This is a genomic window from Stutzerimonas balearica DSM 6083 (genome assembly GCF_000818015.1).
GTDB classification, from domain to species: Bacteria; Pseudomonadota; Gammaproteobacteria; order Pseudomonadales; family Pseudomonadaceae; genus Stutzerimonas; species Stutzerimonas balearica.
The window spans coordinates 1157581-1177749 of the sequence record NZ_CP007511.1; the positions used below are offsets into that span (position 1 = coordinate 1157581).

Consider the following 20169-nt stretch of genomic DNA (forward strand, 5'->3'; position numbering starts at 1 on the left):
TGCGGCGGGTGGGTCAGAGCGATTCCAGAAAGCGCAGCAGTGCGGCGCGTTCGGTCTGGTCGAAGGTCAGCACGGTCTGGCGCGCCGCTTCGGCTTCGCCACCATGCCAGAGAATCGCCTCCATGAGATTGCGCGCACGACCATCATGGAGAAAGCGGGTATGTCCGCTGACCGCCTGGGTCAGGCCGACTCCCCAGAGCGGTGGGGTGCGCCACTCGCGGCCGGTGGCCTCGAACTCCGGGCGGCCATCGGCGAGCCCATCGCCCATGTCATGCAGCAGCAAGTCGGTATAGGGGCGAAAGACCTGTCCTGCCAACTCCGGCTCGACACCGCTGCTGGCGGTGGTGAACTGCGGCGTATGGCAATTCTGGCAACCGGCGCGATGGAACAGGCGCTTGCCGGCCAGAACCTCGGGATGATCGACGTCGCGTCGCATCGGTACGCCGAGGTTGCGGGTGTAGAACAGAACCTGCGCCAGAATAGAGTCACTGACCTCCGGCTCGCCACCATGCGGCATCTCGGCACAGGCGCTCTGCGCATCGGTGCAGCTGCTGCCGCTGAACAGGCTGGTGCTCAGGCCCATGTCGTTGAAGAAGGCGTCGGCATTCTGCTGGTTCAGCGTCGGTTGCCCGGCCTTCCAGCCGAAGCGACCGATCACGGTGTCACCGCTGACCTGGTCGTAGACCCGGTTCGGTCGCCCGGAGATTCCGTCACCGTCTCGGTCCTCCGGGTCGGCATTGGCCAGCAGCGCCTGTTCCGGAATTGCCTCGAGCAAGCCCAGGCCGATCATCTGCGGGGCGGTGCGCAGCGAGAACAGCGTGTCGGGGTGCAGCGGGCCATAACCCAGCTCGCTGAGCTGCAGTATCGGTGAGCGCAGTTCGACCTCGTGACCATCGGCGAAGCGAACCCGCCGGGTCTCGTACCGCAGGCGCACGCGAGCCTCGGGGGCGATGCCGGGAATGGCCATGTCCTGTAGTTGGCCACCGTAGGTCGGCTCCGGTGCAATGCCCCGCTGGCGCACGACCTCGCTGTGCTCGGGCCCGGCGGGTATCGACAGGCGCACCAGCATCGACACGGCGCTGGTCGCGGTTTCATCCGGTGCATGCCCGCGACCATCCTTGATGTGGCAGCTCTGGCAGGCATTGGTGTTCAGTAGGGGGCCCAGTCCGTCGCGCGCTGTCGTCGACGCCGGTGCGATCACCCAGGGGTTGCGGAAGAAACTGTTGCCGACGCTGAAGTCCAGCCGGCGCATGGGAGAGAGATTCGCCGACGGCTGCGAGAAGGCGTTCTGATCGTACTGCCTGACGCTGGTCGCGCCGCCACTGAAGGCCTCGCCGGGTTCGGCCGCGGCGAAGCGATCGGGCGCTTTATCGCAGGCGCTGATTCCGAGGGTGACGAGAGCGGCGAGAGACAGACGAGCGAGGAGGGGCATGACGATCGGGGATGGCGAAACGAAGGCTTAATCTTAGCAGGCTAAGCGAGCTTGAATAAGAGCTGTTTTCATTTATCCAGGGCTTGCGCGGGGCAAGCGGGGGCGCGGATTGCCCGCACCCCCTGGCGGTTAGAACTGATGGTCGGCGGTATCCGGATTCAGGTCGGAGATGCCCAGCGCAGCGGCGGCCTGCTCGATGGCGGCAGTCTGCTTGACCAGCGCGGCGATGGCGTTACGCACCTTTTCCTGGCCCTCGGCGTTGTCTGCGGCGATCAGCTGGTCGAAGGCCTCGCCTTGCTCGGCGCTGGCGACAAGAACCTGAAGCTTGGCTTCGGTGCTCTCCAGATCGGTCTTCAATGTACTGTCGACCTCCGGGCTGTTGGCGGCTACTAGCGACGACAGGCTCGGGCCGGTCAGGGTGCTGCCATCGATACGCTGATACTCGCCCAGATACACGTTGCGGATGCCCTTGGCGTTGTAGAAGTGCGAGTTGTGCGTGTTGTCGCTGAAGCAGTCATGCTCGTCTTCGGTGGAATTCGCCTCCAGCGCCACCTTCATCCGCTCGCCGGCGAGCTCGCCGAGCGACAGGCTGCCCATGCCAAAGAGCATCTTGCGCAGGCCGTTCTTGGCAGGTTCGGCGAGCAGAGAGGCTCGGTAGTTGCCATCGTTGCCAGCCTTCCATTGCTCGACCATTTCGGCCAGGTCGCTGACCAGGAGCTCGGTCGCCGCTTTCAGGTAGGCGCGACGACGGTCGCAGTTGCCGCCGGTGCAGCCTTCGCCCTCTACGAAATCGCTGACCGGACGCTGGCCGGCGCCGGGGTTGGTGCCGTTGAGGTCCTGGCCCCAGAGCAGAAATTCGATGGCGTGGTAGCCGGTGGCGACGTTCGCTTCGGACCCCGCCAGTTCATTGAGGCTGGCCAGCTTCTCGCCGGTGATCTCGCTGATGTCGATCTTGTCTTCGCCGATCTGGATCTCGCGGTTGGCGATGATGTTGGCGGTGGCGCCCGGGTTGCCCAGGGCATGCTGGTAGTCGCCTTGCACGTAGTCGATCAGCCCCTCGTCCAGCGGCCACGCATTGAGCTGGCCTTCCCAGTCATCGACCACCGGGTTGCCGAAGCGGAACACCTCGGTCTGCATGTAGGGCACGCGCGCGGCCAGCCAGGCCTGCTTGGCGGCATCCAGCGCCTGCTCGTTGGGGTTGGCGAGCAGGGCGTCGACCGCGTCCTGCAGCTTCACGCCGGCGGCATGCGCATCGCTGAAGATCGCCAGCGCGAGATCGGCGTAATGTTCGACCACGGCCTTGGCTGCGGCCTGGTCGAGCTTGGCGGCCTGGTCGGCGGCCGGTGCCTGGGTGGTCGCTTCGGGCGCAGCGGTCTGGTTGTAGGGCTCTTCCTTCTCGCAGCCTGCCAGGGAGACAGCAACGGCCAGCAGGGTAACGGTTGCCCAAGTGGGGGTGCGTAGCATGAGCGGGGTCCTTTTGCGTTCGAACATCGGCCTCAGTCGAGGATGCCGTAGGGACAGTAATAATGCGAAAGATTTGCATTTTGTGCAAAGGCAATGCGTGAGCCGCCTCTCCGTCATCTTGCCGGCCGACCGTTAGAATGCTGGCCATTCGACTGCGCTGGAGGCGCCCCCATGAGTCTGACCACGGTAATCGTTCTCGTATCGGGATTCTTCATCGCCGCGTATGCGGTGATTCTCTACAACGGCTTGGTGAGGCTGAAACACGGGGTCGGCAAGGCGTGGGCGAACATTGATGTGCTGCTGCGCCAGCGACACGAGGAGCTGCCCAAGCTGGTCGAAACCTGCAAGCAATACATGCAGCACGAGCGCAACACGCTCGAGCAGGTGATCCGTGCGCGTGGCGAAGTGGCCAGTGCGCGCGAGCTGGGCGACATCGGCTCGCTGGGACGGGCCGAAACCGGCCTGCGGAGCAGTCTGGGGCGGCTCTTTGCGCTGGCTGAAAACTACCCGCAGCTGAAGGCCGACAGTAGCTTCGCGCACCTGCAGCAACGCATCTCCGGCCTGGAAAGCGGCATCGCCGATCGCCGGGAGCTGTACAACGAAGCGGTAAACCTGAACAACGTACGCATCGAGCAGTTTCCGGATGTGCTGCTGGCGCGGCTGTTCGGCTTCAAGCCGGCGTCTTTGCTCGAGTTCGGCGAGGCGGAGAAGGCCGACGTCAATCTCAAGACGCTGTTCGGCTGATATGGACCTGGGCGCGTTTCTGAGCCTGGCCATGGGCGCCTCCTTCTGCGTGGGCGGCGCGGTTCTTTGCATTGGTCGCTGGTCGCGTGTGCGCCATCTGCAGGACACGCCGACGTCGCGGATCCGCTCGGCGGCGCAGGGGTATACCGAACTGGTCGGAGTGCTCGGCGCGGCCAGTGAGAGCCCGTTGTTCGCCCCGCTGACCGGCGAGCCGTGCCTGTGGTGGCGTTACTGCATCGAGGAATACCGTGCCAGCGGGAAGCGCAGCAGCTGGGCCGTGATCGAGCGGGGAGAAAGCGAGGGCTGGTTGCGCCTGACCGATGCGACCGGCGAGTGCCTGATCGATCCGCGTGGTGCGGAAGTGCTGCCGGCCTGGCGGCGACGCTGGACCGGCGACCGTCGGCACCCGCGGGGCGGCGCACCGGGCGGCCTGCTGCAGCTGTTGGGGATGGGCAGCCGCTATCGCTATACCGAAGAGCGCCTGCACGCCGGTGAGCCGCTCTACGCCATCGGCGAGTTCCGCAGCGCTGGTGGTGGGCGGCAGGCGATGAATCTGGATGCCCTGCGCGCGGAGGTCATTCGGCAATGGAAGGGTGATTTTGCCGGCCTGCTCGCGCGTTTCGACAGCAATGCCGACGGCCAATTGGACGAGCAGGAATGGCGTCGGGTACGGCTGGCGGCAGGCCTGGAGGCGGAGGATCGCCAGCGGCAGGCGAGTCAGGAGCCGCTGCTGCATCGCCTGGGCAAACCGGGCGATGGCTTGCCGTTCGTGCTTTCCAGTCATGGCGAGGATGTGATCGCCCGGCGCTTCTATCTGCAGGCTGCCGGTGGGCTGCTGCTCTGCCTGGCCGGCGCAGTCTGGCTGGCCGTACACCTGGGGAGCGTTTACTGAGCGCTCAGGTCGTCAGCGCGCCGAGCGTGGCGGTACGCTGCAGCAGCGGAGTCAGTTCCTGCGGGGTGATGGGCTTGCTGTAGTAGTAGCCCTGGCCTTCATGGCAGCCTTCGCCGATCAGGTAGGCCTCCTGCTCCGCGGTTTCCACGCCTTCGGCGATCACCTTCATACCCAGACTCTTGCCGAGCTGGATAACCGCGCGAACGATGGTGGCGCCGCCTTCGTCGCAATGGATGTCCTGGACGAAGCTCTTGTCGATCTTGATCTTGTCCAGCGGCAGGCTCTTCAGATAGCTGAGCGATGAATAGCCAGTTCCGAAATCATCGATGGAAATCAGGGCACCCGAGCGGCGCAGGCTGTGCAGGTTCTCGGCGGCGGCCTGGATATCTTCCATCAGCCCCGTCTCGGTCACTTCCAGCTCCAGTGTCTCAGCCGGCAGCGCATAACGACTGAGCAACTGCTCGACCCGTGTCGGCAGCTCCGGGTGGTGCAGTTGGGCGGTCGACAGATTGACGGCCACGCGCAACCAGGTCAGCCCCTGGCTACGCCACTCTGCCAGCTGTCGGCAGGCTTCCTCGAGCACCCACTCGCCAATGGCGAGAATGCTGCCGTTCTGCTCGGCCAGCGGGATGAACACGTCCGGCGGAACCAGCTTGCCGTCGGGACGTTTCCAGCGAATCAGCGCTTCGACGCCAGTGATGCGCTGCTGCCGGTAGTCCACCTGCGGCTGGTAGACGAGGTAGAACTCGCCCTGCTTGAGCGCTTCGCTCAGCTCGGTCTCCAGCTCGCGGCGCTGGCGCATCTCCTTGTCGATGCTGGCGACATAGAACTGGTAGCGGTTGCGCGCGCGACTCTTGGCCAGCGTCATGGTCTGCTCGGCCTTTTGCAGGAGTTTTTCCGGGCTGTCGCCATCTTCCGGAAACAGGGTGATGCCAAGCGTCGCGCGGAGCCTGACCCGTTGATCGTTGAGGTCGATCGGCGTTTCCAGGTTGTCGAGCACTTTCTGCGCCAGCTCGGCTGCCTCGTAGGGCTCGTCGAGGTCGTCGAGCACCATGACGAACTGATCGCCGCCCAGGCGCGCCAGCGTGCCCAGATGTCCGCTCAGGTTGCCGAGCCGCTCGGCCAGGGCGACGAGCAGGCGGTCGCCGGCCTGGTAGCTGTAGCGCTCGTTGATGCCCTTGAAGTCATCGAGCCCGAGACAGAGGACGGCGACCTTGCGCTGTGTGCGGCGTGCCTCGTCGAGGATATGGTCCAGCTGGCGTTGCAGTTGCTGGCGGTTCGGCAGCCCGGTGAGCGCGTCGTACAGCGTCATTCGCTGCAGGCTGCTTTCGGCCTGCTGGCGCAGGCGCATGTTGTGCTCTATGGCGCCGAGCAGGCCGTTGGCGGTTTCGACCCAAAGCCCCAGTTCGTTGCGCTCGTGACCCTTGAGCAGCGGCAGCTTGTGCTCGCCGGGGTGGTCGGGGTTGATATGCGCCAGGTGTTCGATGAGCTTGGTCAGCGGGCGCGTCAGCAGCCACTCGTAGATCAGGTAGAGGATGATGCCCAGGGTCAGCGCGCGAAGGATGCCGACAAAGAAGATCACCACCGAGTCGCTGACGAATTCCTCGCCGTAGCGCGCCGTGTCCAGGGTGATCTGCAGATCGCCGTAATACTCGTTGTAGGGCGGCTGGCCGATCAGCGGCACCGAATACTGCTGGTCGGCGCCGAAGATCGCATCGGTCAGCTCGCGGGTGGCCAGCTTCATGGGCGGCCGGCTCTTGCTGGCCAGCGGTTCCTCGCCAGGGTGCCCGATCATGGCCCGGCGAATCGATTCGTGCTCGAACAGCCCTTCCATGACCTGCTGGCCCATTTCGCGGTCCAGGCTGTAGATCGCCTGGGTGGAGGGGGCGCGTGTCATGCGCAGGATGCGCTGGGCGTCGTCGCTGATGAGCTGGCGCGTCTTGTAGGCGCCGAAGATGATCTGCGCACAGCTCAAGGCAAGGCCGACGGCCAATGCCGACAGCAGTACTACTCGCAGTAGCTTTCTTGACAGGCTGTTGCGCAGTTCCAACTTCAAGGGAGTGACCTTAATTTCCGCGCCTGTGCACAGAGACGAGTATTGGCAGAGCGGTTCGTCTCGTCAAAAGCACGGCAATGGTTCGTATGGGAAAACCTCTTGTTGTTATGTGTTTGGCGCAAGGCGATACCCGGGCAGGATGCAGGGTAAAGTTTTCTGTGACCAGTCCTGTTAGCGGCAATCAAGCGCTGGTTCTTAAACGAAAAATGCCCGTTCTGACGAAACGGGCATTTTTCGGACGCTGGCGTCGCGGCGCGACGCCGAGGACTCAGGCGAAGTTCTTCGCGACGAAGTCCCAGTTGACCAGGTTCCAGAACGCTTCGACGAACTTCGGACGGGCGTTGCGGTAGTCGATGTAGTAGGCATGCTCCCACACGTCGCAGGTCAGCAGCGGCTTGTCGCCGGCGGTCATCGGGTTGCCGGCACCGATGGTGCTCGCCAGGCCCAGGCTGCCGTCGGACTTCTTCACCAGCCAGGCCCAACCGGAGCCGAAGGTGCCGATGGCGGTCTTGGTGAACTCTTCCTTGAACTTGTCGAAGGAGCCGAACGAGGCGTTGATGGCATCAGCCAGGGCGCCGGTGGGCTGGCCGCCGCCGTTGGGCGACAGGCAGTTCCAGAAGAAGGTGTGGTTCCAGACCTGCGCGGCGTTGTTGAAGATGCCGCCCGAAGAGGTCTTGATGATGCTCTCCAGATCCTTGCCTTCGAATTCGGTGCCCGGGACCAGGTTGTTCAGGTTGGTCACGTAAGCGGCATGGTGCTTGTCGTGGTGGTAGTCCAGGGTCTCGGCGGACATGTGCGGCTCGAGAGCGTTCTTTTCGTAAGGCAGCGGCGGCAATTCGAAAGCCATGTTGTATCTCCTACTCAGGTGAGGATTGGATGCGGCAGCTTGGAAGACGAGGCGACGCCTGCGCGTCGACCGATCAAGCGGAAGTCTGTAGCTTCCTGGGCTCGTCCGGCGTTCCTTCGCTCGCCACACGGATTGCGCAATCTCTGGCCGTCACGGCGGCCGAACAGGCGGGCTGGAGCGCGGCGCTCCGACCCGCAGGCCAGGGATCATAGCACCCGACCTGCGGCAAAACCACGCGGCAACTGTATGGGAAACCAGCTGCAATCGGCAGCGCCGATAGCGATGCCGACTGCACCCAGCGTGGACCTCGGCCACCGGCAGACGTTCCCGCCGAAGCGTCAGCCGGCGAAGGCCAGCTGCGCGGCGACCGCGAACATCATGCCGGCTACCCCCAGGTCGATCAGCCGCCAGGTCAGCGGCCGCGCCAACCAGGGCGCCAGCCAGGCGCCGCCGAGCGCGAGCATCGTGAACCAGGCCAGCGAGGCGCTGGCAGCTCCCGCGGTGTAGGCACCGGGCTCCGGCTGCTGCGCACCGAGCGAGCCGATCAGCAGCACCGTGTCGAGATAGACATGGGGATTGAGCAGGGTGACGGCCAGGGCTGTCAGCAGCACCGCGCGCAGCGAACGCGGCCGCGGCTCGTCGCCCTGTTGCAGGGCCTGTGGCCGCAGCGCACGCAGCAATGCCTGCAGGCCGTACCAGAGCAGGAATGCCACGCCGCCCCAGCGGGTCACGCTGAGCAGTGTCGGACTTTCGGCGAGCAGCGCGGCGAGCCCGAACACCCCCAGGCTGACGAGGACGGCATCGCAGAAGATGCACAGCACGGCCACAGGCAGGTGGTGCTCGCGGCGCAGGCTCTGCGCCAGGACGAAGGCATTCTGTGCCCCGATCGCGACGATCAAGCCGGCGGTCACGGCCAGCCCGTTCAGATAACTGCTCCAGAGGGTTCCCATGATGAAGACCTTGCACGAAACGAAGGCTGGCAGTCTGGGTGGCGCCGCCGTATAAGAGAAACGAATATTCGTTAACCCTCATTAGGAAAGCTGATGTTCGACTACAAGCTGCTCGCCGCGCTCGCGGCCGTTGTCGAGCAGGCCGGCTTCGAGCGTGCGGCCCAGGTCCTGGGCCTGTCCCAGTCGGCCGTTTCGCAGCGCATCAAGCTCCTGGAGGCGCGCGTCGGCCAGCCGGTGTTGCTGCGCTCGATGCCGCCCCGGCCGACCGAGCTGGGCCAGCGCCTGCTCAATCACGTGCAGCAGGTGCGATTGCTCGAGCGGGACCTGCAGAGCCAGGTCCCGGCGCTGGACGACAGCGACCTGCCCGAGCGGCTGCGCATCGCGCTGAACGCCGACAGCCTGGCGACCTGGTGGGCCGCAGCGGTCGCGCCGTTCTGCGCCGGGCATCGGGTGTTGCTCGACCACGTGGTCGAGGATCAGGCGGTCGGGCTCAAGCGCATGCGCGCCGGCGAGGTCGCCGCTTGCGTGTGTGCCGCCGAGCGGCCGCTGGCAGGCGCGCGCAGCCAGTATCTGGGGGCGATGCGTTACCGCGCACTGGCCAGCCCGGCGTTCATCGAACGGCACCTGGCAGGACGGCCCTCGGCCGAAGCCCTGGCCAAGGCGCCGGCCATCGTCTTCGGGCCGGATGATCGCCTGCAGCACCGCTACATCACGGCGGTGGGGGGCTCGGACGGCTTTATCCACCATCTCTGCCCGTCGTCGGAGGGCTTTGTCCGCATGCTGCAGAGCGGGCTGGGCTGGGGGCTCGTGCCGGAGCTGCAGGTGCGCGGCGAACTTGAACGGGGCGAGCTGGTCGATGTGCTGTCCGGGCCGCCGATCGACGTTCCGCTGTACTGGCACCACTGGCGCAACGGCGGCGCCTTGCTGGACGAGCTGACCCGGCACCTGGTGCGCTGCGCTGGCAGCTGGCTGGTGCTCGGCTGAGCGCCGCTCAGGCCAGTACGCGCTGGCCGCGGTAGATGCGTACCGTACCGGCAGTTGCCGGCGGTTCGGCCGGGCGCGCCCTTGGGGCGCTGTCGGTGAGGCTGGCCAGCTGGCGGCCGAGTGCCTGGGTCTGCTCATCGGCCGAGTGCAGGCAGGCGGCAAGCATGGCTGCGATCGCATCGGGCTGGTTCAGGTGAATCTCGATCTGCTGCTCGTCGCGCAGTCGGCGCCGCAGTTGGCGCATGCAGTCGAGAACCGCTTTGTTCAGTTCCATGTATTTCTCCGTGGGCCCGGTGGGCCGACATCCCTGTCGAGGGTGCTGTCCGCTGGCAAGGTGGCTACAGCAAAGGGCGTACCAGCCGCGAGGGCTGCAAGGATCGGCGGCAGCACCGCGGTCGAAGCCGCGCGGCATGCGGCCTGGCCTGGCTGATGCTCCATAGCCCGGACGAGCGGGCTGTCGGTTGTACGCACCGCGATGAGCAATGCGGGCCTTGATCTGCCTTATCTCGGTGCAGGGCGAGGCGGCGGCCTCGGCACTGCCCGGGCCTTGACTAACCGTTATACTGCGCGTCGATTTTTTCCGCGCGACGAAGGTATTCCATGCGCAACGATGCTCACGATGAAGTGGACCCGATCACCAGCCTGACCGCCGCGCGAGAGCGCGAGACGCCCTATCCACCGCCGGCGCTCGAGCCGATGCCGCGCCCTGCCATGCAGGATGAGGGTTCGCGCAGTCGCCAGCGCCGCCGCGGCGCGAGCACCGCACCGCTGTGGGCTCTGGTGGTGGCGCTGTTGATCGGCCTGGCGGGGCTGGGCTGGTGGAGCAACCAGCGTATCGGGGCGCTGGAGTTGCAACTGGTGGCCACGCAGGAGAGCTTTGCGCGCATCAGCGAGGATGCGGTCGGACGCCTGCAGGACATCAGCGGCAAGGTCGTCGCCGCCGAGTCGAGCGTCACCACCGAGAGCGAAGCGGTGAAGCTGCGCATCAAGCAACTGGAAAATCAGATGGTCGAACTCGGCCGCAAGCAGCAGGCCTTTGCGACGGAGCAGCAGAGCCTGCTGGGGCGTCAGGGCAACCAGGACAAGCGCCTGGACGAGCAGGGTGCCAAGCTGGAGACGGCCGCCACCGGGCTGCGCAGCCAGCAGACCGAGCTGGCCCGCCAGGGCGATACGCTCAAGACGCTCGCCAGCGAACAGGCTTCGTTGAAAACGGCACTGGACGGGCAGACGAAACTCGCCGCAGCCGTCGACGCGCTGCGCAAGGATGTCGAGGCTCTGCAGCAACGGGGCAATCCCAGCCAGGCGATCAGCCGGCTCGAGCAGGATCTGCTGGTACTGCGTAGCGAGCTGGACAACCGGCCCGCCGCTGCGCAGGGCCCGACGACTGGCGAGTTCGACGCCTTCCGCGCGCAGATGACCCGCCACATCAACACCCTGCAGAGCCAGATCGCCAACCTGCAAGGCCAGATCGACGCCCGCTGAGGCCGGTCGGGGCAGCCGGCAGGCTGCCCCGACTGGCTTACAGATCCCAGCTGATCGACAGGTTCAGGCCCTGATCACGGTTGTCGTTGCCGCGATAGAGCAGGTCTCAGTCAGCGCACTCCAACATCCCGCGTTATCCCTTTTGTCAGTTGAGCGGACGGCAAATGCCGATCTTCTTGTCCTGGCTCAATGAAACGGCTGGTGGCTCCGTTACGATCGCACGCTGGCCGGATGCCATCATGCGAGACCCGTGTATGCGTAACAGGGAGTGTTACGAAATTGGCAAGGCCCCTTTGCGTTATTCCCTGCCGTGGGTAGAACAATAAAATGACTTCGCTGAGCGATCTGCTGCGTACCAGTCTGGCCACCCTGCTGCCGGGTGAGCTCAAGACCTCCGAACTGCGCCACTTGCTGGTGCCGAACCGCCACCCGCTGCTGCTCTGCCAGCGGCGCGCGATGATGATCGTCGACCGGGTACGGCTGTTCGCCTTTCTCTTCGCTGTGCTGACACCGCTGTGGTCGGTGATCGACCTGATGGTGTTCGATACCCAGCTGTGGCTGCGCCTGGCCGGATTCCGCCTGGCGGCCTGCCTGGCCTTCACCTCGCTGCTGGTGTTCTACCGGCCGAGCGGCAACCTGCTCGATGCGTATCGGGCCATTGCCATTCTGCTTGCCATTCCCACGGTGTTCTACATCGCCTCGCATACGTTGCTCGGCTCCTATCAGCTCGTGCAGTTCTCGGCGGTGGTCGGCGCCGGCTATGCCTTCCTGCCGTTCGTCCTGATGGCCGGGCTGACGATCTTTCCCCTGACGTTGCTCGAAAGCCTGCTGCTGGGTGTGGTGCTGCTGCTGGCACAGGCGCTGGCGGGTTACCTCAGCTGGGCGACGCTGAACTGGCCTTCGTTCGCCGGCGCGTTCTGGCTGCTGATCCTGATCGCCGGGGTGGCGAGCCTGGCCGGTATGAGCCAGCTCGCCTTCATGGTCGCGCTGGTACGCCAGGCCATCCGCGATCCGCTCACCGGCATCTTCTCGCGCGGCAGCGGTGAGGAGATTCTCAAGCTGCAATGGGACTCGGCGCGGCGCAACAACAGCGCGCTGGCGCTGGCGTTCATCGATCTGGATCACTTCAAGGCGATCAACGATCGCTACGGTCATGAGGCCGGCGATGAGGTCCTGCGCGATGCCGCGCGCGCGCTGCTCGGCACGCTGCGCGGTTCGGACAGCCTGGTGCGCTGGGGCGGCGAGGAGTTTTTGCTGATCATGCCCGAGACCGACATGCTCCAGGCCCAGCAGGCGTTGGCCCGGGTCATGCGCAGTGGGCTCGGCTTGCGCCCGGAAGGCACGCCGCTGACTGCGAGTATCGGCCTGGCCGAGCGACGCGCCGACCGCATCACCGATTGCCGCGAGCTGCTGGAGCTGGCCGACCGGCGCATGTACGAAGCCAAGCGCGCCGGGCGCAACTGCCTGCAGCCCGGCGGTCAGCCGCTGCTCGCTGCCGAGTCAGCCTGCCTGCAATCCGAACACGTGGCGTAGGTAGCTGACGAAGGCCGGGTCGCGACACATGGTCTTGCCGGGCGAGTCGGAGATTTTCGCCACCGGCTGCCCGTTGCAGGCGGTCATCTTGATCACCATGTTCGTCGGCCGCACGCCGGGTACATCGCAGGTCAGGCCGGTGCCGATGCCAAAGCTCGGCCGGCAGCGCCCGGCCAGCGCGCGGTAGATCTGCAGGGCCTTGGCGAAGTCCAGGCCATCGGAAAACACCAACTGGCGGGTCCGTGGGTCGATCCCCAGCTTGTGGTAGTGGGCGATGGCCTTTTCCGCCCATTCCAGCGGGTCGCCGGAGTCGTGGCGCAGGCCATCGAAGAGCTTGGCGAAGAACAGGTCGAAATCGCGCAGGAAGGCGTCCATGGTGATGCAGTCGGTCAGCGCGATACCCAGCGCACCGCGGTATTCACGGACCCAGCAGTCCAGCGCGGCTCGCTGGCTGTCGATCAGCCGCGGGCCGAGCTGCTGGTGCGCCATGATCCACTCGTGGGCCATGGTGCCCATCGGCCGCAGCCCCAGCGTGCGCGCCAGATGGACGTTGCTGGTGCCGACGAAGTGCCCGGGAAACAGTCCTGGCAGTTCGGTGGCCACCATCTGCTGCACGGCGTGGGAAAAGCGTCGCCGGGTGCCGAAGTCGGCCAGTGTGAAGCCCGCCAGTTCCTCGGCGCTGGCCTGCTCGCGCAGCCAGTCGCACTTTTCCACCAGGCGGTCGCGCACCTGTTCGAGCCTGACGTGCGGGTAGGCGGCGCGATTGCGCACCTCGCTGATGATCGCCAGCAAGGGCACCTCGAACAGGATCACATGCAGCCACGGCCCGCGAATGTGGATGATCAGTTCGCCGCCCTGGGTTTCGATGCCCAGGTAGCGCAGGTCGAAGCGAAACAGGCCGAGGAAACGGATGAAGTCCGGCTGCATGTAGGGGATACGCTCGAGAAAGGCGAGCTCCTCAGGCTGCATGCTCAGGTCGGCCAGCCGCTCGATCTGCTCGGCGATGGCGCCCAGGTGGGGCGTCAGATCCTCATCCGAACGGCAGCGGAAGGCCCATTCGACTTCGGCATTGGGGTAGTGATGCAGCACGGCCTGCATCATCGTCAGCTTGTAGAAGTCGGTGTCGAGCAGGCTCGGCACGATCTGGTCGGAAAACGCGCTGGGCATCGAAGCCTCCGTGCGGGAGTGAATGGCCGGCGCCGTCAGCGTTCAGCCGCCGCCGATGCCTTCGATGACCTTGCCGGTTCCGCCGCAGGTTGCGCAAGTCGTACCGTTACAGGTGCCGCTGCCCTGGCAGGCGAGGCAAAGGTTTTCACCGCTTCCCGGCGTGCCCGGTGCGCTCTGGTCGCCCGGCTTGAGCAGTGCAGGAGGGGCGTTGCGAATTGTCTTCTGCATGCCTTGATAGTGCTCGCCAAAGTTTCGCTTAAACGTGTCGAATAATTAGCGCTTATAACTTGACTGCTTGCCGCTGCGCTAATTAAGGAAAGTGCGGCCATAAATAAACATGGGGCAGGAGTCGATACTCATGCCCCATGTTTATCAACAGGTGTTACTTGCTGCTGCTGCGACCGCCGCCGTGGCTGTTCTGGCCACCTTTGCGCCCGGCTTCGGACGCCTTTTCCCGGTCGTTGGCGAAGTTGCCGCCGCTGTTGTGGCCGCCCTTGCGCCCGGCTTCTGACGCTTTTTCGCGGTCGTTAGCGAAGTTGCCCGGATTGTTGTTAGCCATGTCTTTTCTCCTCGATGGATAGAGAGACTTGCAGGGCCGGGAAGTGTTTCCCGGCCTACATGGAGTCAGAGCAAGCACCCTCACAGGAGTTTCACTACAAGCGCAGGCGGCAGACGAGTGGTTTTCCTTAGTTATCGTGCCGGTATGGCGCAATGCAATTGGATCTTCGAAGTTGCCTTTGCCTATATATACGGGCACCTCGAATAACGCGAGGTTTTCAGTGAATCCGACCGCCAAATGATGGCCATGATCGAATTCGGTTCGATTTCTGCGGCGAATCAACGCTTTCCTGGGCGGTGTCGCCCCGTTTTTCTTCCGAATCGCCCTCTGCAGCGGCGATTCGGCCCACTCCGGGCGTCAGAAGGCCTTGATTCCCGCCTTCTGGAAGTACACCAGCCGCTTCAAGTTGTAGCAGGCCGCCATCATCGTCATCGCAAAGTTCGCGCGCCCCTGTCCGATGGTACGGATCAACTTGCCGCCCATCTGCTCGATGCTCGCGAACACGTGCTCCACTCGGGCACGCGTCTTGGCGATGCGGTGGTTGCGCCGTTGCTGACACTCGGAAAGGGGCTTGTTGCGGTACCCCTTCCTCTGGATCTGATTACGATAGCCGTGATCCTTGAGCCAGCCCTCCCGGTCTGCGCTGGTGTAGCCTCGGTCCGCATAGACATCGCGGCTCGTGTTGCTCCGGTCGATGAGCGCATCGAAGTGCTTGCTGTCATGGACGCTGGCCGTATCAGTCTCAACTTTGCGGATGATCTTGTACTTCTTGTCCACGTTGATCGAGAGCTTGTAACCGAAGTGGTTCTTGCCGTGCTTCTGCGTCCAGGTGGCATCCGTATCCTTCTGGCGCCGTTTGGCCGGCTTCCAGTCAGCCGGCATCGCGCCTTCCCTGACCAGCTTGTTCTCCTCACGGCTGTTACGTTGCTTGGGAGCAGGCACCAGCGTGGCATCGACGATTTGGCCGCCGCGGGCGATGAATCCGTGCCGGAGCAGTTGGGCCGTGACACCGTCGAACAGGACCTTCGCGCCGGCGTCGCCGATGCGGTTCTCGAACGTCCACACGGTCGTTCGATCCGGAATATTGACCGCGCTGGCCAACCCGCAGAATCGCTTGTAGCTCATCCGGTCAAGCAACTGGTACTCCATCTGTTCATCCGACAGGTTGTACAGCCGCTTCAATACCAGAATCCGCACCATCGTCTCGGTCGGATACGGCGGGCGACCGCCTTGCGGACTCACCGGACGCGGCGCTACCCGATCGACTTCCGCCGCAAGTGCCGCGAAATCGATGTACGACTCGATCTCGGCCAGCGGATCTCCAAGCGTGTCGATCTTCTTCCGATGATGTTCGTCAGCGAACAGGTCCGTCTTGATGGCAGTGCGCTTCTTCATGGCTGGTGTCAGAGAACGAAATCAGGACAACGCAATTTTACCAATCGCAGGGGGCCGAGGTTTTTCGAAGTGCCCTTCACTTGTGTTACTCGGCGAAGATGGCCTTATAGAAACGCATAGCGCCATCCCAGGAGCGGGCGGCAGCCTCTTCGTCATAACCAACCGGCATGCCGAACTCCTCGGCGATCTTGTCGGCACCCGGGTTGGTAAATGAGTGCAGTACTCCGGGGAAACTCACCAGTGTCAAATCGACTTCGGCATCCTGCATCTCTTTGACCAGGCTCGCCACCTGATCCGAGGGGACCAGCTTGTCGGCACCGCCGGTATACACCTGGACCCTGGCTTTTACGGACCCGGGCTCAGCCTGGAGGGGGCTGCCGAGCGCACCGTGGAAGCTGACAACGCCGTCCAGATCAACACCCATGCGCGCCATGTTGAGAACAACGGCACCGCCAAAGCAGTAACCTTGTGCTGCAATTCGGGACGCATCAACACTTTCGTGGTTCTTCAGGATGTCCATCGCCTTCATGAAGCGTGCCTTAACCTGGTCCATGTCCCTGGTGGCTTCCTGCATGAATTTCTGGGCAGTATCAGGGTGGTCGGCTTGTTTGCCAGAGCCATACATATCCAGTGCAAACGCTGTATAGCCGGCGGAAGCAAGCCGTTCTGCCTGATTTCGCGCGAATTCATTGTGCCCCCACCATTCATGGACAACCAGAACCCCCGGACGCTTCTGCCCGAATTCATCATCCCAGGCCATGTAGCCGGTGAAGGTCTCGTCGCCGACTTGATATTCGATGGTTCTGGTTTGCGTTTCTGCCAGTACCTGCGTACTTGCAACAGTGAGTGACAGCGTGGCTGCTGCCAGTGCTGTTTTCAGGGTGCTCATCATCTGTTTGCTCCTTTTCGCTCGTTATGAGTCAATTTGCGTAACGATTATGTACGGGTAGATATCGACCAAAGCTCACAGGAAATGTCGCCGGGTGAGCGAACACGAATTTAATCGCTCGCTCAAAGCGCGATTCCTGTCCCGTCGTTACTGGCAGCGGGCGCGCAGCAGTCGTGTTGCGGCATCAAACACGGCGGGCTTTTCTTCTGTCCGCGCTGCGAGATGAGCACCTTCCAGTGTGGCCAGGGTGGCGTGCGCCTCATCGGTCGGATCCTGGATGGCCGAGATTGACCCATCCCTTTGCCCAAGTTCGAACGTGGCCATCAACCACCGTAGGACCATTGCTCGGACATCGCCGACTTTGGCGATAACCGCATCGCACAGGCTTGCGCGACTGATTGAAAAGGCAACACACAGGCACACGGTCTGGCCATCATGCAGCGCCGAGCGATACAGGGCAATCAACGCCTCAAGGCGTGCGCCGGCGTTGGCATGAGCTACCTCTATCTCGGCCAGGCCATGCTGCAGGTGGGTCCGATAGCGCTCGATCAAGGCTTCGGAGAGTTTCGCCTTGGTGGGAAAATGATAATGGATGGAAGCCTTTCGAATGCCGATAGCCTCAGCCAGATCCGCATAGCTGAACCCGTCAAAGCCCCGTGACCGGACGCTGTGTTCGGCAAGATCCATCAGAGCGGTTCTGGTATCCCGATTCATGGTCATTTACCTGTCTATGTGGTTCGCTCTCGCCGTTTCCGGGCCTGAAGCCCCCCCCTTGGGCGTTAACCGAGAGGGGCTGCCTCATGCCCAGGAACTCTCTGCCTATATCGCGAGTGCACAGCCCCCGCCAACCCTGATCCGGGCTGCTATACAGACGGTGCCCTGGCAAATCGCAGATGCCCGGTCTTCATCCAGAGCTTCGCGCCGTCGCCCCCGGCCCGCGCGGACAGCCGTTGCCCTTCGGGCAGCCGCAACCAGTCATGCTTGCCCAGCACCACGCCGTCCACCGTGACCACGCCATTGATCACCAGCAGCTCGATCCCGCCACGTGCCCCCGAGGTGAGCGTCGCACCCGCCTCGAGTTGGCTATAGGTGACGATCTCACGGTCATCCTCATGCAGCCTGGCAGTGGCAACGCCATCCACCGGGGCGTCCAGTTCGGCTTCCATATTCTTGCTGAACTGTGCGCGGTCGACCAGATCGAACTGCCAGAGTTTTACAAAGATCGTGCATCCCTGGTCAGAGCCTGGCGTATGGGAAGTGGTCGGGGGATTGCGCACATAGGTGCCGGCCGGAAAGTCGCCGTGCTCGTCCTGGAACACGCCATCCAGGACGATGAACTCCTCACCCCCGGCATGACTATGCGCCGAGAAATGGCTGCCCGGCGCATAACGCACGATGGTCGTGGCGCGGGCCACTTCACCCCCGATCCGGTCCAGCATGCGCCGTTCCACCCCTTTCATTGGCGAGGGTTGCCATTCAAGCTGCTCTGAATGCATGACAACCGGCTTAGAGAAATCCGCATTGATCTCCATGAGATCGCCTCCTTTCACGTCTTCCACGCCTGTATTCAAGCCGAAGGACTCGGATCACCCGGCAATCGACGGACGGGCTGCGATTTTTGCGCGCCAGGCCTGGAGATTGTTCAGGGACTCGGGGATTTCAATCTTGGCGAACTCCGCAAAACCCAGGCCGGCAAAGGCGGTGATGTCCGCGATCGAGAAGCTGTCGCCAGCAATAAACTCATTGTCCGCCAGAACGCGGTCCAGGTAGGCCATGGTTGCGCAGGCGACTTCCTTCTGCTTGTTGCCCCATTCAGGGCACTGCCAGGTCTCCAGAACCGGACCAAGCCCCGGGGTCGCGTGATGGAAATAGGCGCCCACCGCGTTCATCAGACCGTTCTCTGCGCGCAGATTCATCATCGAGATACGAGCACGCTCCTTCGGGGTTGTGCCCATGAGTGACGGCCCCTCGAAAACGCCGTCGATATATTCCGTGATGGCGTTGCACTGGGCGATGCAGGTGCCGTCGTCTAGCTCCAGCAAGGGCACGGTGGCATCCGGGTTCTTTGTTCTGAATGCCTCGGAACGGTGCTCGCCGCCCATCACATCCACCGGGATGAATTCCACCTGATTCGTTGCGCCTTTTTCTGCCAGGGCGATGCGAACGCGGAGCGGGTTTGGGAAGCCTTCGGTATCGTAGATTTTCATGGAATTGACCTCTGTCGGGTTTAATAGACCAGAAGCATATTACCTATCAGCAGGTAGATAAACAAGAGAAACAGCATGGTGCTTTGCCAGGACTACCTACAAAGAAGTTAGACATGCATCGTAGTTTGGATAGGTTGGGCTATCTCTTGAGTGGAGATTATCTGAACGCCCCGCGCATGGCCCTGCGTGGCGACCGCAGCCACTTCATCTCGCTGGACAAGGTGATCCGCACCATGCGCCAGACCAGCGCCGACATGAAGAGCAAGTACAAGGAAACCGCCCGCGGCGGGCTGGCGGTGAAGGGCACCTCGAATAACGCGAGGTTTTCAGTGAATCCGACCGCCAAATGATGGCCATGATCGAATTCGGTTCGATTTCTGCGGCGAATCACCGCTTTCCTGGGCGGTGTCGCCCCGTTTTTCTTCCGAATCGCCCTCTGCAGCGGCGATTCGGCCCACTCCGGGCGTCAGAAGGCCTTGATTCCCGCCTTCTGGAAGTACACCAGCCGCTTCAAGTTGTAGCAGGCCGCCATCATCGTCATCGCAAAGTTCGCGCGCCCCTGTCCGATGGTACGGATCAACTTGCCGCCCATCTGCTCGATGCTCGCGAACACGTGCTCCACTCGGGCACGCGTCTTGGCGATGCGGTGGTTGCGCCGTTGCTGACACTCGGAAAGGGGCTTGTTGCGGTACCCCTTCCTCTGGATCTGATTACGATAGCCGTGATCCTTGAGCCAGCCCTCCCGGTCTGCGCTGGTGTAGCCTCGGTCCGCATAGACATCGCGGCTCGTGTTGCTCCGGTCGATGAGCGCATCGAAGTGCTTGCTGTCATGGACGCTGGCCGTATCAGTCTCAACTTTGCGGATGATCTTGTACTTCTTGTCCACGTTGATCGAGAGCTTGTAACCGAAGTGGTTCTTGCCGTGCTTCTGCGTCCAGGTGGCATCCGTATCCTTCTGGCGCCGTTTGGCCGGCTTCCAGTCAGCCGGCATCGCGCCTTCCCTGACCAGCTTGTTCTCCTCACGGCTGTTACGTTGCTTGGGAGCAGGCACCAGCGTGGCATCGACGATTTGGCCGCCGCGGGCGATGAATCCGTGCCGGAGCAGTTGGGCCGTGACACCGTCGAACAGGACCTTCGCGCCGGCGTCGCCGATGCGGTTCTCGAACGTCCACACGGTCGTTCGATCCGGAATATTGACCGCGCTGGCCAACCCGCAGAATCGCTTGTAGCTCATCCGGTCAAGCAACTGGTACTCCATCTGTTCATCCGACAGGTTGTACAGCCGCTTCAATACCAGAATCCGCACCATCGTCTCGGTCGGATACGGCGGGCGACCGCCTTGCGGACTCACCGGACGCGGCGCTACCCGATCGACTTCCGCCGCAAGTGCCGCAAAATCGATGTACGACTCGATCTCGGCCAGCGGATCTCCAAGCGTGTCGATCTTCTTCCGATGATGTTCGTCAGCGAACAGGTCCGTCTTGATGGCAGTGCGCTTCTTCATGGCTGGTGTCAGAGAACGAAATCAGGACAACGCAATTTTACCAATCGCAGGGGGGCCGAGGTTT

General features: G+C 63.3%; 20 protein-coding genes and 1 pseudogene. 6 read left to right on the forward strand and 15 right to left on the reverse strand.

All coding sequences use genetic code 11. From position 1 onward, the window contains the following. Positions 1–13: 13 nt before the first annotated feature. On the reverse strand, positions 14–1432 hold the full coding sequence (locus tag CL52_RS05265; RefSeq protein WP_043218961.1) for a di-heme oxidoreductase family protein: 1419 nt from the start codon (positions 1430–1432) through the stop codon (positions 14–16). 129 nt (positions 1433–1561) lie between these two features. Next, on the reverse strand, positions 1562–2896 hold the full coding sequence (locus CL52_RS05270; protein ID WP_043218963.1) for an imelysin family protein: 1335 nt from the start codon (positions 2894–2896) through the stop codon (positions 1562–1564). 171 nt (positions 2897–3067) lie between these two features. Here CL52_RS05270 and CL52_RS05275 point away from each other — a divergent pair, with 171 nt between their 5' ends. Beyond that, positions 3068–3640, forward strand: a complete 573-nt coding sequence (locus CL52_RS05275) for a LemA family protein (protein ID WP_043218965.1) — start codon at positions 3068–3070, stop codon at positions 3638–3640. A 1-nt stretch (position 3641) separates the two neighbouring features. Next, the gene (locus CL52_RS05280) at positions 3642–4532 is read left to right on the forward strand and encodes a GIDE domain-containing protein (protein WP_041107412.1); all 891 of its coding nucleotides are present in this window, start codon (positions 3642–3644) and stop codon (positions 4530–4532) included. Positions 4533–4536: 4 nt separating this feature from the next. On the opposite strand, the gene CL52_RS05285 is transcribed toward CL52_RS05280, so the two are convergent. The 3 genes from CL52_RS05285 to CL52_RS05295 all read right to left on the reverse strand — a co-directional run bounded on the left by CL52_RS05285 (position 4537) and on the right by CL52_RS05295 (position 8385). Further along, positions 4537–6588 (reverse strand): putative bifunctional diguanylate cyclase/phosphodiesterase, encoded by a 2052-nt coding sequence (locus CL52_RS05285; protein ID WP_043218966.1) that lies wholly within the window; start codon positions 6586–6588, stop codon positions 4537–4539. A gap of 268 nt (positions 6589–6856) precedes the next feature. Continuing rightward, positions 6857–7435, reverse strand: a complete 579-nt coding sequence (locus CL52_RS05290; RefSeq protein WP_041107408.1) for a superoxide dismutase — start codon at positions 7433–7435, stop codon at positions 6857–6859. Positions 7436–7773: 338 nt separating this feature from the next. After that, entirely contained in the window at positions 7774–8385 is a 612-nt protein-coding gene (locus CL52_RS05295) for a LysE/ArgO family amino acid transporter (protein ID WP_043218969.1), read from the reverse strand. 93 nt (positions 8386–8478) lie between these two features. Here CL52_RS05295 and CL52_RS05300 point away from each other — a divergent pair, with 93 nt between their 5' ends. Then, a complete protein-coding gene (locus CL52_RS05300) occupies positions 8479–9369 on the forward strand; it encodes a LysR family transcriptional regulator ArgP (RefSeq protein ID WP_041107405.1) in 891 nt (296 codons plus the stop codon). 7 nt (positions 9370–9376) lie between these two features. Here CL52_RS05300 and CL52_RS05305 read toward each other — a convergent pair whose 3' ends face one another. Then, positions 9377–9643: a hypothetical protein gene (locus CL52_RS05305; protein ID WP_041107403.1), complete on the reverse strand. Its 267-nt coding sequence runs from the start codon at positions 9641–9643 to the stop codon at positions 9377–9379. 326 nt (positions 9644–9969) lie between these two features. On the opposite strand from CL52_RS05305, the gene CL52_RS05310 reads away from it, so the two are divergent. Next, entirely contained in the window at positions 9970–10851 is an 882-nt protein-coding gene (locus CL52_RS05310) for a hypothetical protein (RefSeq protein ID WP_043218972.1), read from the forward strand. A gap of 327 nt (positions 10852–11178) precedes the next feature. Beyond that, positions 11179–12384, forward strand: a complete 1206-nt coding sequence (locus CL52_RS05315; protein ID WP_052264518.1) for a GGDEF domain-containing protein — start codon at positions 11179–11181, stop codon at positions 12382–12384. On the opposite strand, the gene pncB is transcribed toward CL52_RS05315, so the two are convergent. From pncB to CL52_RS05350, 8 genes are all read right to left on the reverse strand, one after another. Continuing rightward, positions 12352–13551, reverse strand: coding sequence for a nicotinate phosphoribosyltransferase (gene pncB, locus CL52_RS05320; protein ID WP_043218973.1), 1200 nt, complete (start codon positions 13549–13551; stop codon positions 12352–12354). The genes CL52_RS05315 and pncB overlap by 33 nt on opposite strands. Before the next feature lie 42 nt (positions 13552–13593). Continuing rightward, positions 13594–13779 carry a hypothetical protein gene (locus tag CL52_RS20575; RefSeq protein WP_074519956.1) on the reverse strand — a complete coding sequence of 62 codons (186 nt, stop codon included), beginning with the start codon at positions 13777–13779 and terminating at the stop codon, positions 13594–13596. Positions 13780–13933: 154 nt separating this feature from the next. After that, positions 13934–14110, reverse strand: a complete 177-nt coding sequence (locus tag CL52_RS05325; RefSeq protein ID WP_041107398.1) for a con-10 family general stress protein — start codon at positions 14108–14110, stop codon at positions 13934–13936. Positions 14111–14467: 357 nt separating this feature from the next. Next, positions 14468–15505, reverse strand: coding sequence for an IS5 family transposase (locus CL52_RS05330; protein WP_043218549.1), 1038 nt, complete (start codon positions 15503–15505; stop codon positions 14468–14470). A gap of 85 nt (positions 15506–15590) precedes the next feature. Beyond that, on the reverse strand, positions 15591–16397 hold the full coding sequence (locus CL52_RS05335; RefSeq protein ID WP_043218975.1) for a dienelactone hydrolase family protein: 807 nt from the start codon (positions 16395–16397) through the stop codon (positions 15591–15593). Positions 16398–16541: 144 nt separating this feature from the next. Then, on the reverse strand, positions 16542–17108 hold the full coding sequence (locus CL52_RS05340) for a TetR/AcrR family transcriptional regulator (protein ID WP_043222961.1): 567 nt from the start codon (positions 17106–17108) through the stop codon (positions 16542–16544). A 149-nt stretch (positions 17109–17257) separates the two neighbouring features. Then, positions 17258–17926 carry a cupin domain-containing protein gene (locus CL52_RS05345; protein ID WP_043218977.1) on the reverse strand — a complete coding sequence of 223 codons (669 nt, stop codon included), beginning with the start codon at positions 17924–17926 and terminating at the stop codon, positions 17258–17260. Positions 17927–17980: 54 nt separating this feature from the next. Continuing rightward, complete coding sequence (locus CL52_RS05350; protein ID WP_043218978.1) at positions 17981–18601, reverse strand: glutathione S-transferase family protein; 621 nt, start codon at positions 18599–18601, stop codon at positions 17981–17983. Positions 18602–18762: 161 nt separating this feature from the next. Here CL52_RS05350 and CL52_RS20580 point away from each other — a divergent pair. Next, a pseudogene (locus CL52_RS20580) lies at positions 18763–18951 on the forward strand (L-serine ammonia-lyase, iron-sulfur-dependent, subunit alpha); the annotation flags it as partial. Between the two features lie 116 nt (positions 18952–19067). Here CL52_RS20580 and CL52_RS05355 read toward each other — a convergent pair. Then, positions 19068–20105 (reverse strand): IS5 family transposase, encoded by a 1038-nt coding sequence (locus CL52_RS05355; protein WP_043218549.1) that lies wholly within the window; start codon positions 20103–20105, stop codon positions 19068–19070. Between the last annotated feature and the right edge of the window lie 64 nt (positions 20106–20169).

What these genes read in the sequence shown, in the direction of transcription:
- CL52_RS05265 (WP_043218961.1), bottom strand. Translation starts at nt 1,432, where the DNA reads ATGCCCCTCCTCGCTCGTCTGTCTCTCGCCGCTCTCGTCACCCTCGGA.
- CL52_RS05270 (WP_043218963.1), bottom strand. Translation starts at nt 2,896, where the DNA reads ATGCTACGCACCCCCACTTGGGCAACCGTTACCCTGCTGGCCGTTGCT.
- CL52_RS05275 (WP_043218965.1), top strand. Translation starts at nt 3,068, where the DNA reads ATGAGTCTGACCACGGTAATCGTTCTCGTATCGGGATTCTTCATCGCC.
- CL52_RS05280 (WP_041107412.1), top strand. Translation starts at nt 3,642, where the DNA reads ATGGACCTGGGCGCGTTTCTGAGCCTGGCCATGGGCGCCTCCTTCTGC.
- CL52_RS05290 (WP_041107408.1), bottom strand. Translation starts at nt 7,435, where the DNA reads ATGGCTTTCGAATTGCCGCCGCTGCCTTACGAAAAGAACGCTCTCGAG.
- CL52_RS05295 (WP_043218969.1), bottom strand. Translation starts at nt 8,385, where the DNA reads ATGGGAACCCTCTGGAGCAGTTATCTGAACGGGCTGGCCGTGACCGCC.
- CL52_RS05300 (WP_041107405.1), top strand. Translation starts at nt 8,479, where the DNA reads ATGTTCGACTACAAGCTGCTCGCCGCGCTCGCGGCCGTTGTCGAGCAG.
- CL52_RS05305 (WP_041107403.1), bottom strand. Translation starts at nt 9,643, where the DNA reads ATGGAACTGAACAAAGCGGTTCTCGACTGCATGCGCCAACTGCGGCGC.
- CL52_RS05310 (WP_043218972.1), top strand. Translation starts at nt 9,970, where the DNA reads ATGCGCAACGATGCTCACGATGAAGTGGACCCGATCACCAGCCTGACC.
- CL52_RS05315 (WP_052264518.1), top strand. Translation starts at nt 11,179, where the DNA reads ATGACTTCGCTGAGCGATCTGCTGCGTACCAGTCTGGCCACCCTGCTG.
- pncB (WP_043218973.1), bottom strand. Translation starts at nt 13,551, where the DNA reads ATGCCCAGCGCGTTTTCCGACCAGATCGTGCCGAGCCTGCTCGACACC.
- CL52_RS20575 (WP_074519956.1), bottom strand. Translation starts at nt 13,779, where the DNA reads ATGCAGAAGACAATTCGCAACGCCCCTCCTGCACTGCTCAAGCCGGGC.
- CL52_RS05325 (WP_041107398.1), bottom strand. Translation starts at nt 14,110, where the DNA reads ATGGCTAACAACAATCCGGGCAACTTCGCTAACGACCGCGAAAAAGCG.
- CL52_RS05330 (WP_043218549.1), bottom strand. Translation starts at nt 15,505, where the DNA reads ATGAAGAAGCGCACTGCCATCAAGACGGACCTGTTCGCTGACGAACAT.
- CL52_RS05335 (WP_043218975.1), bottom strand. Translation starts at nt 16,397, where the DNA reads ATGATGAGCACCCTGAAAACAGCACTGGCAGCAGCCACGCTGTCACTC.
- CL52_RS05340 (WP_043222961.1), bottom strand. Translation starts at nt 17,108, where the DNA reads ATGAATCGGGATACCAGAACCGCTCTGATGGATCTTGCCGAACACAGC.
- CL52_RS05345 (WP_043218977.1), bottom strand. Translation starts at nt 17,926, where the DNA reads ATGGAGATCAATGCGGATTTCTCTAAGCCGGTTGTCATGCATTCAGAG.
- CL52_RS05350 (WP_043218978.1), bottom strand. Translation starts at nt 18,601, where the DNA reads ATGAAAATCTACGATACCGAAGGCTTCCCAAACCCGCTCCGCGTTCGC.
- CL52_RS05355 (WP_043218549.1), bottom strand. Translation starts at nt 20,105, where the DNA reads ATGAAGAAGCGCACTGCCATCAAGACGGACCTGTTCGCTGACGAACAT.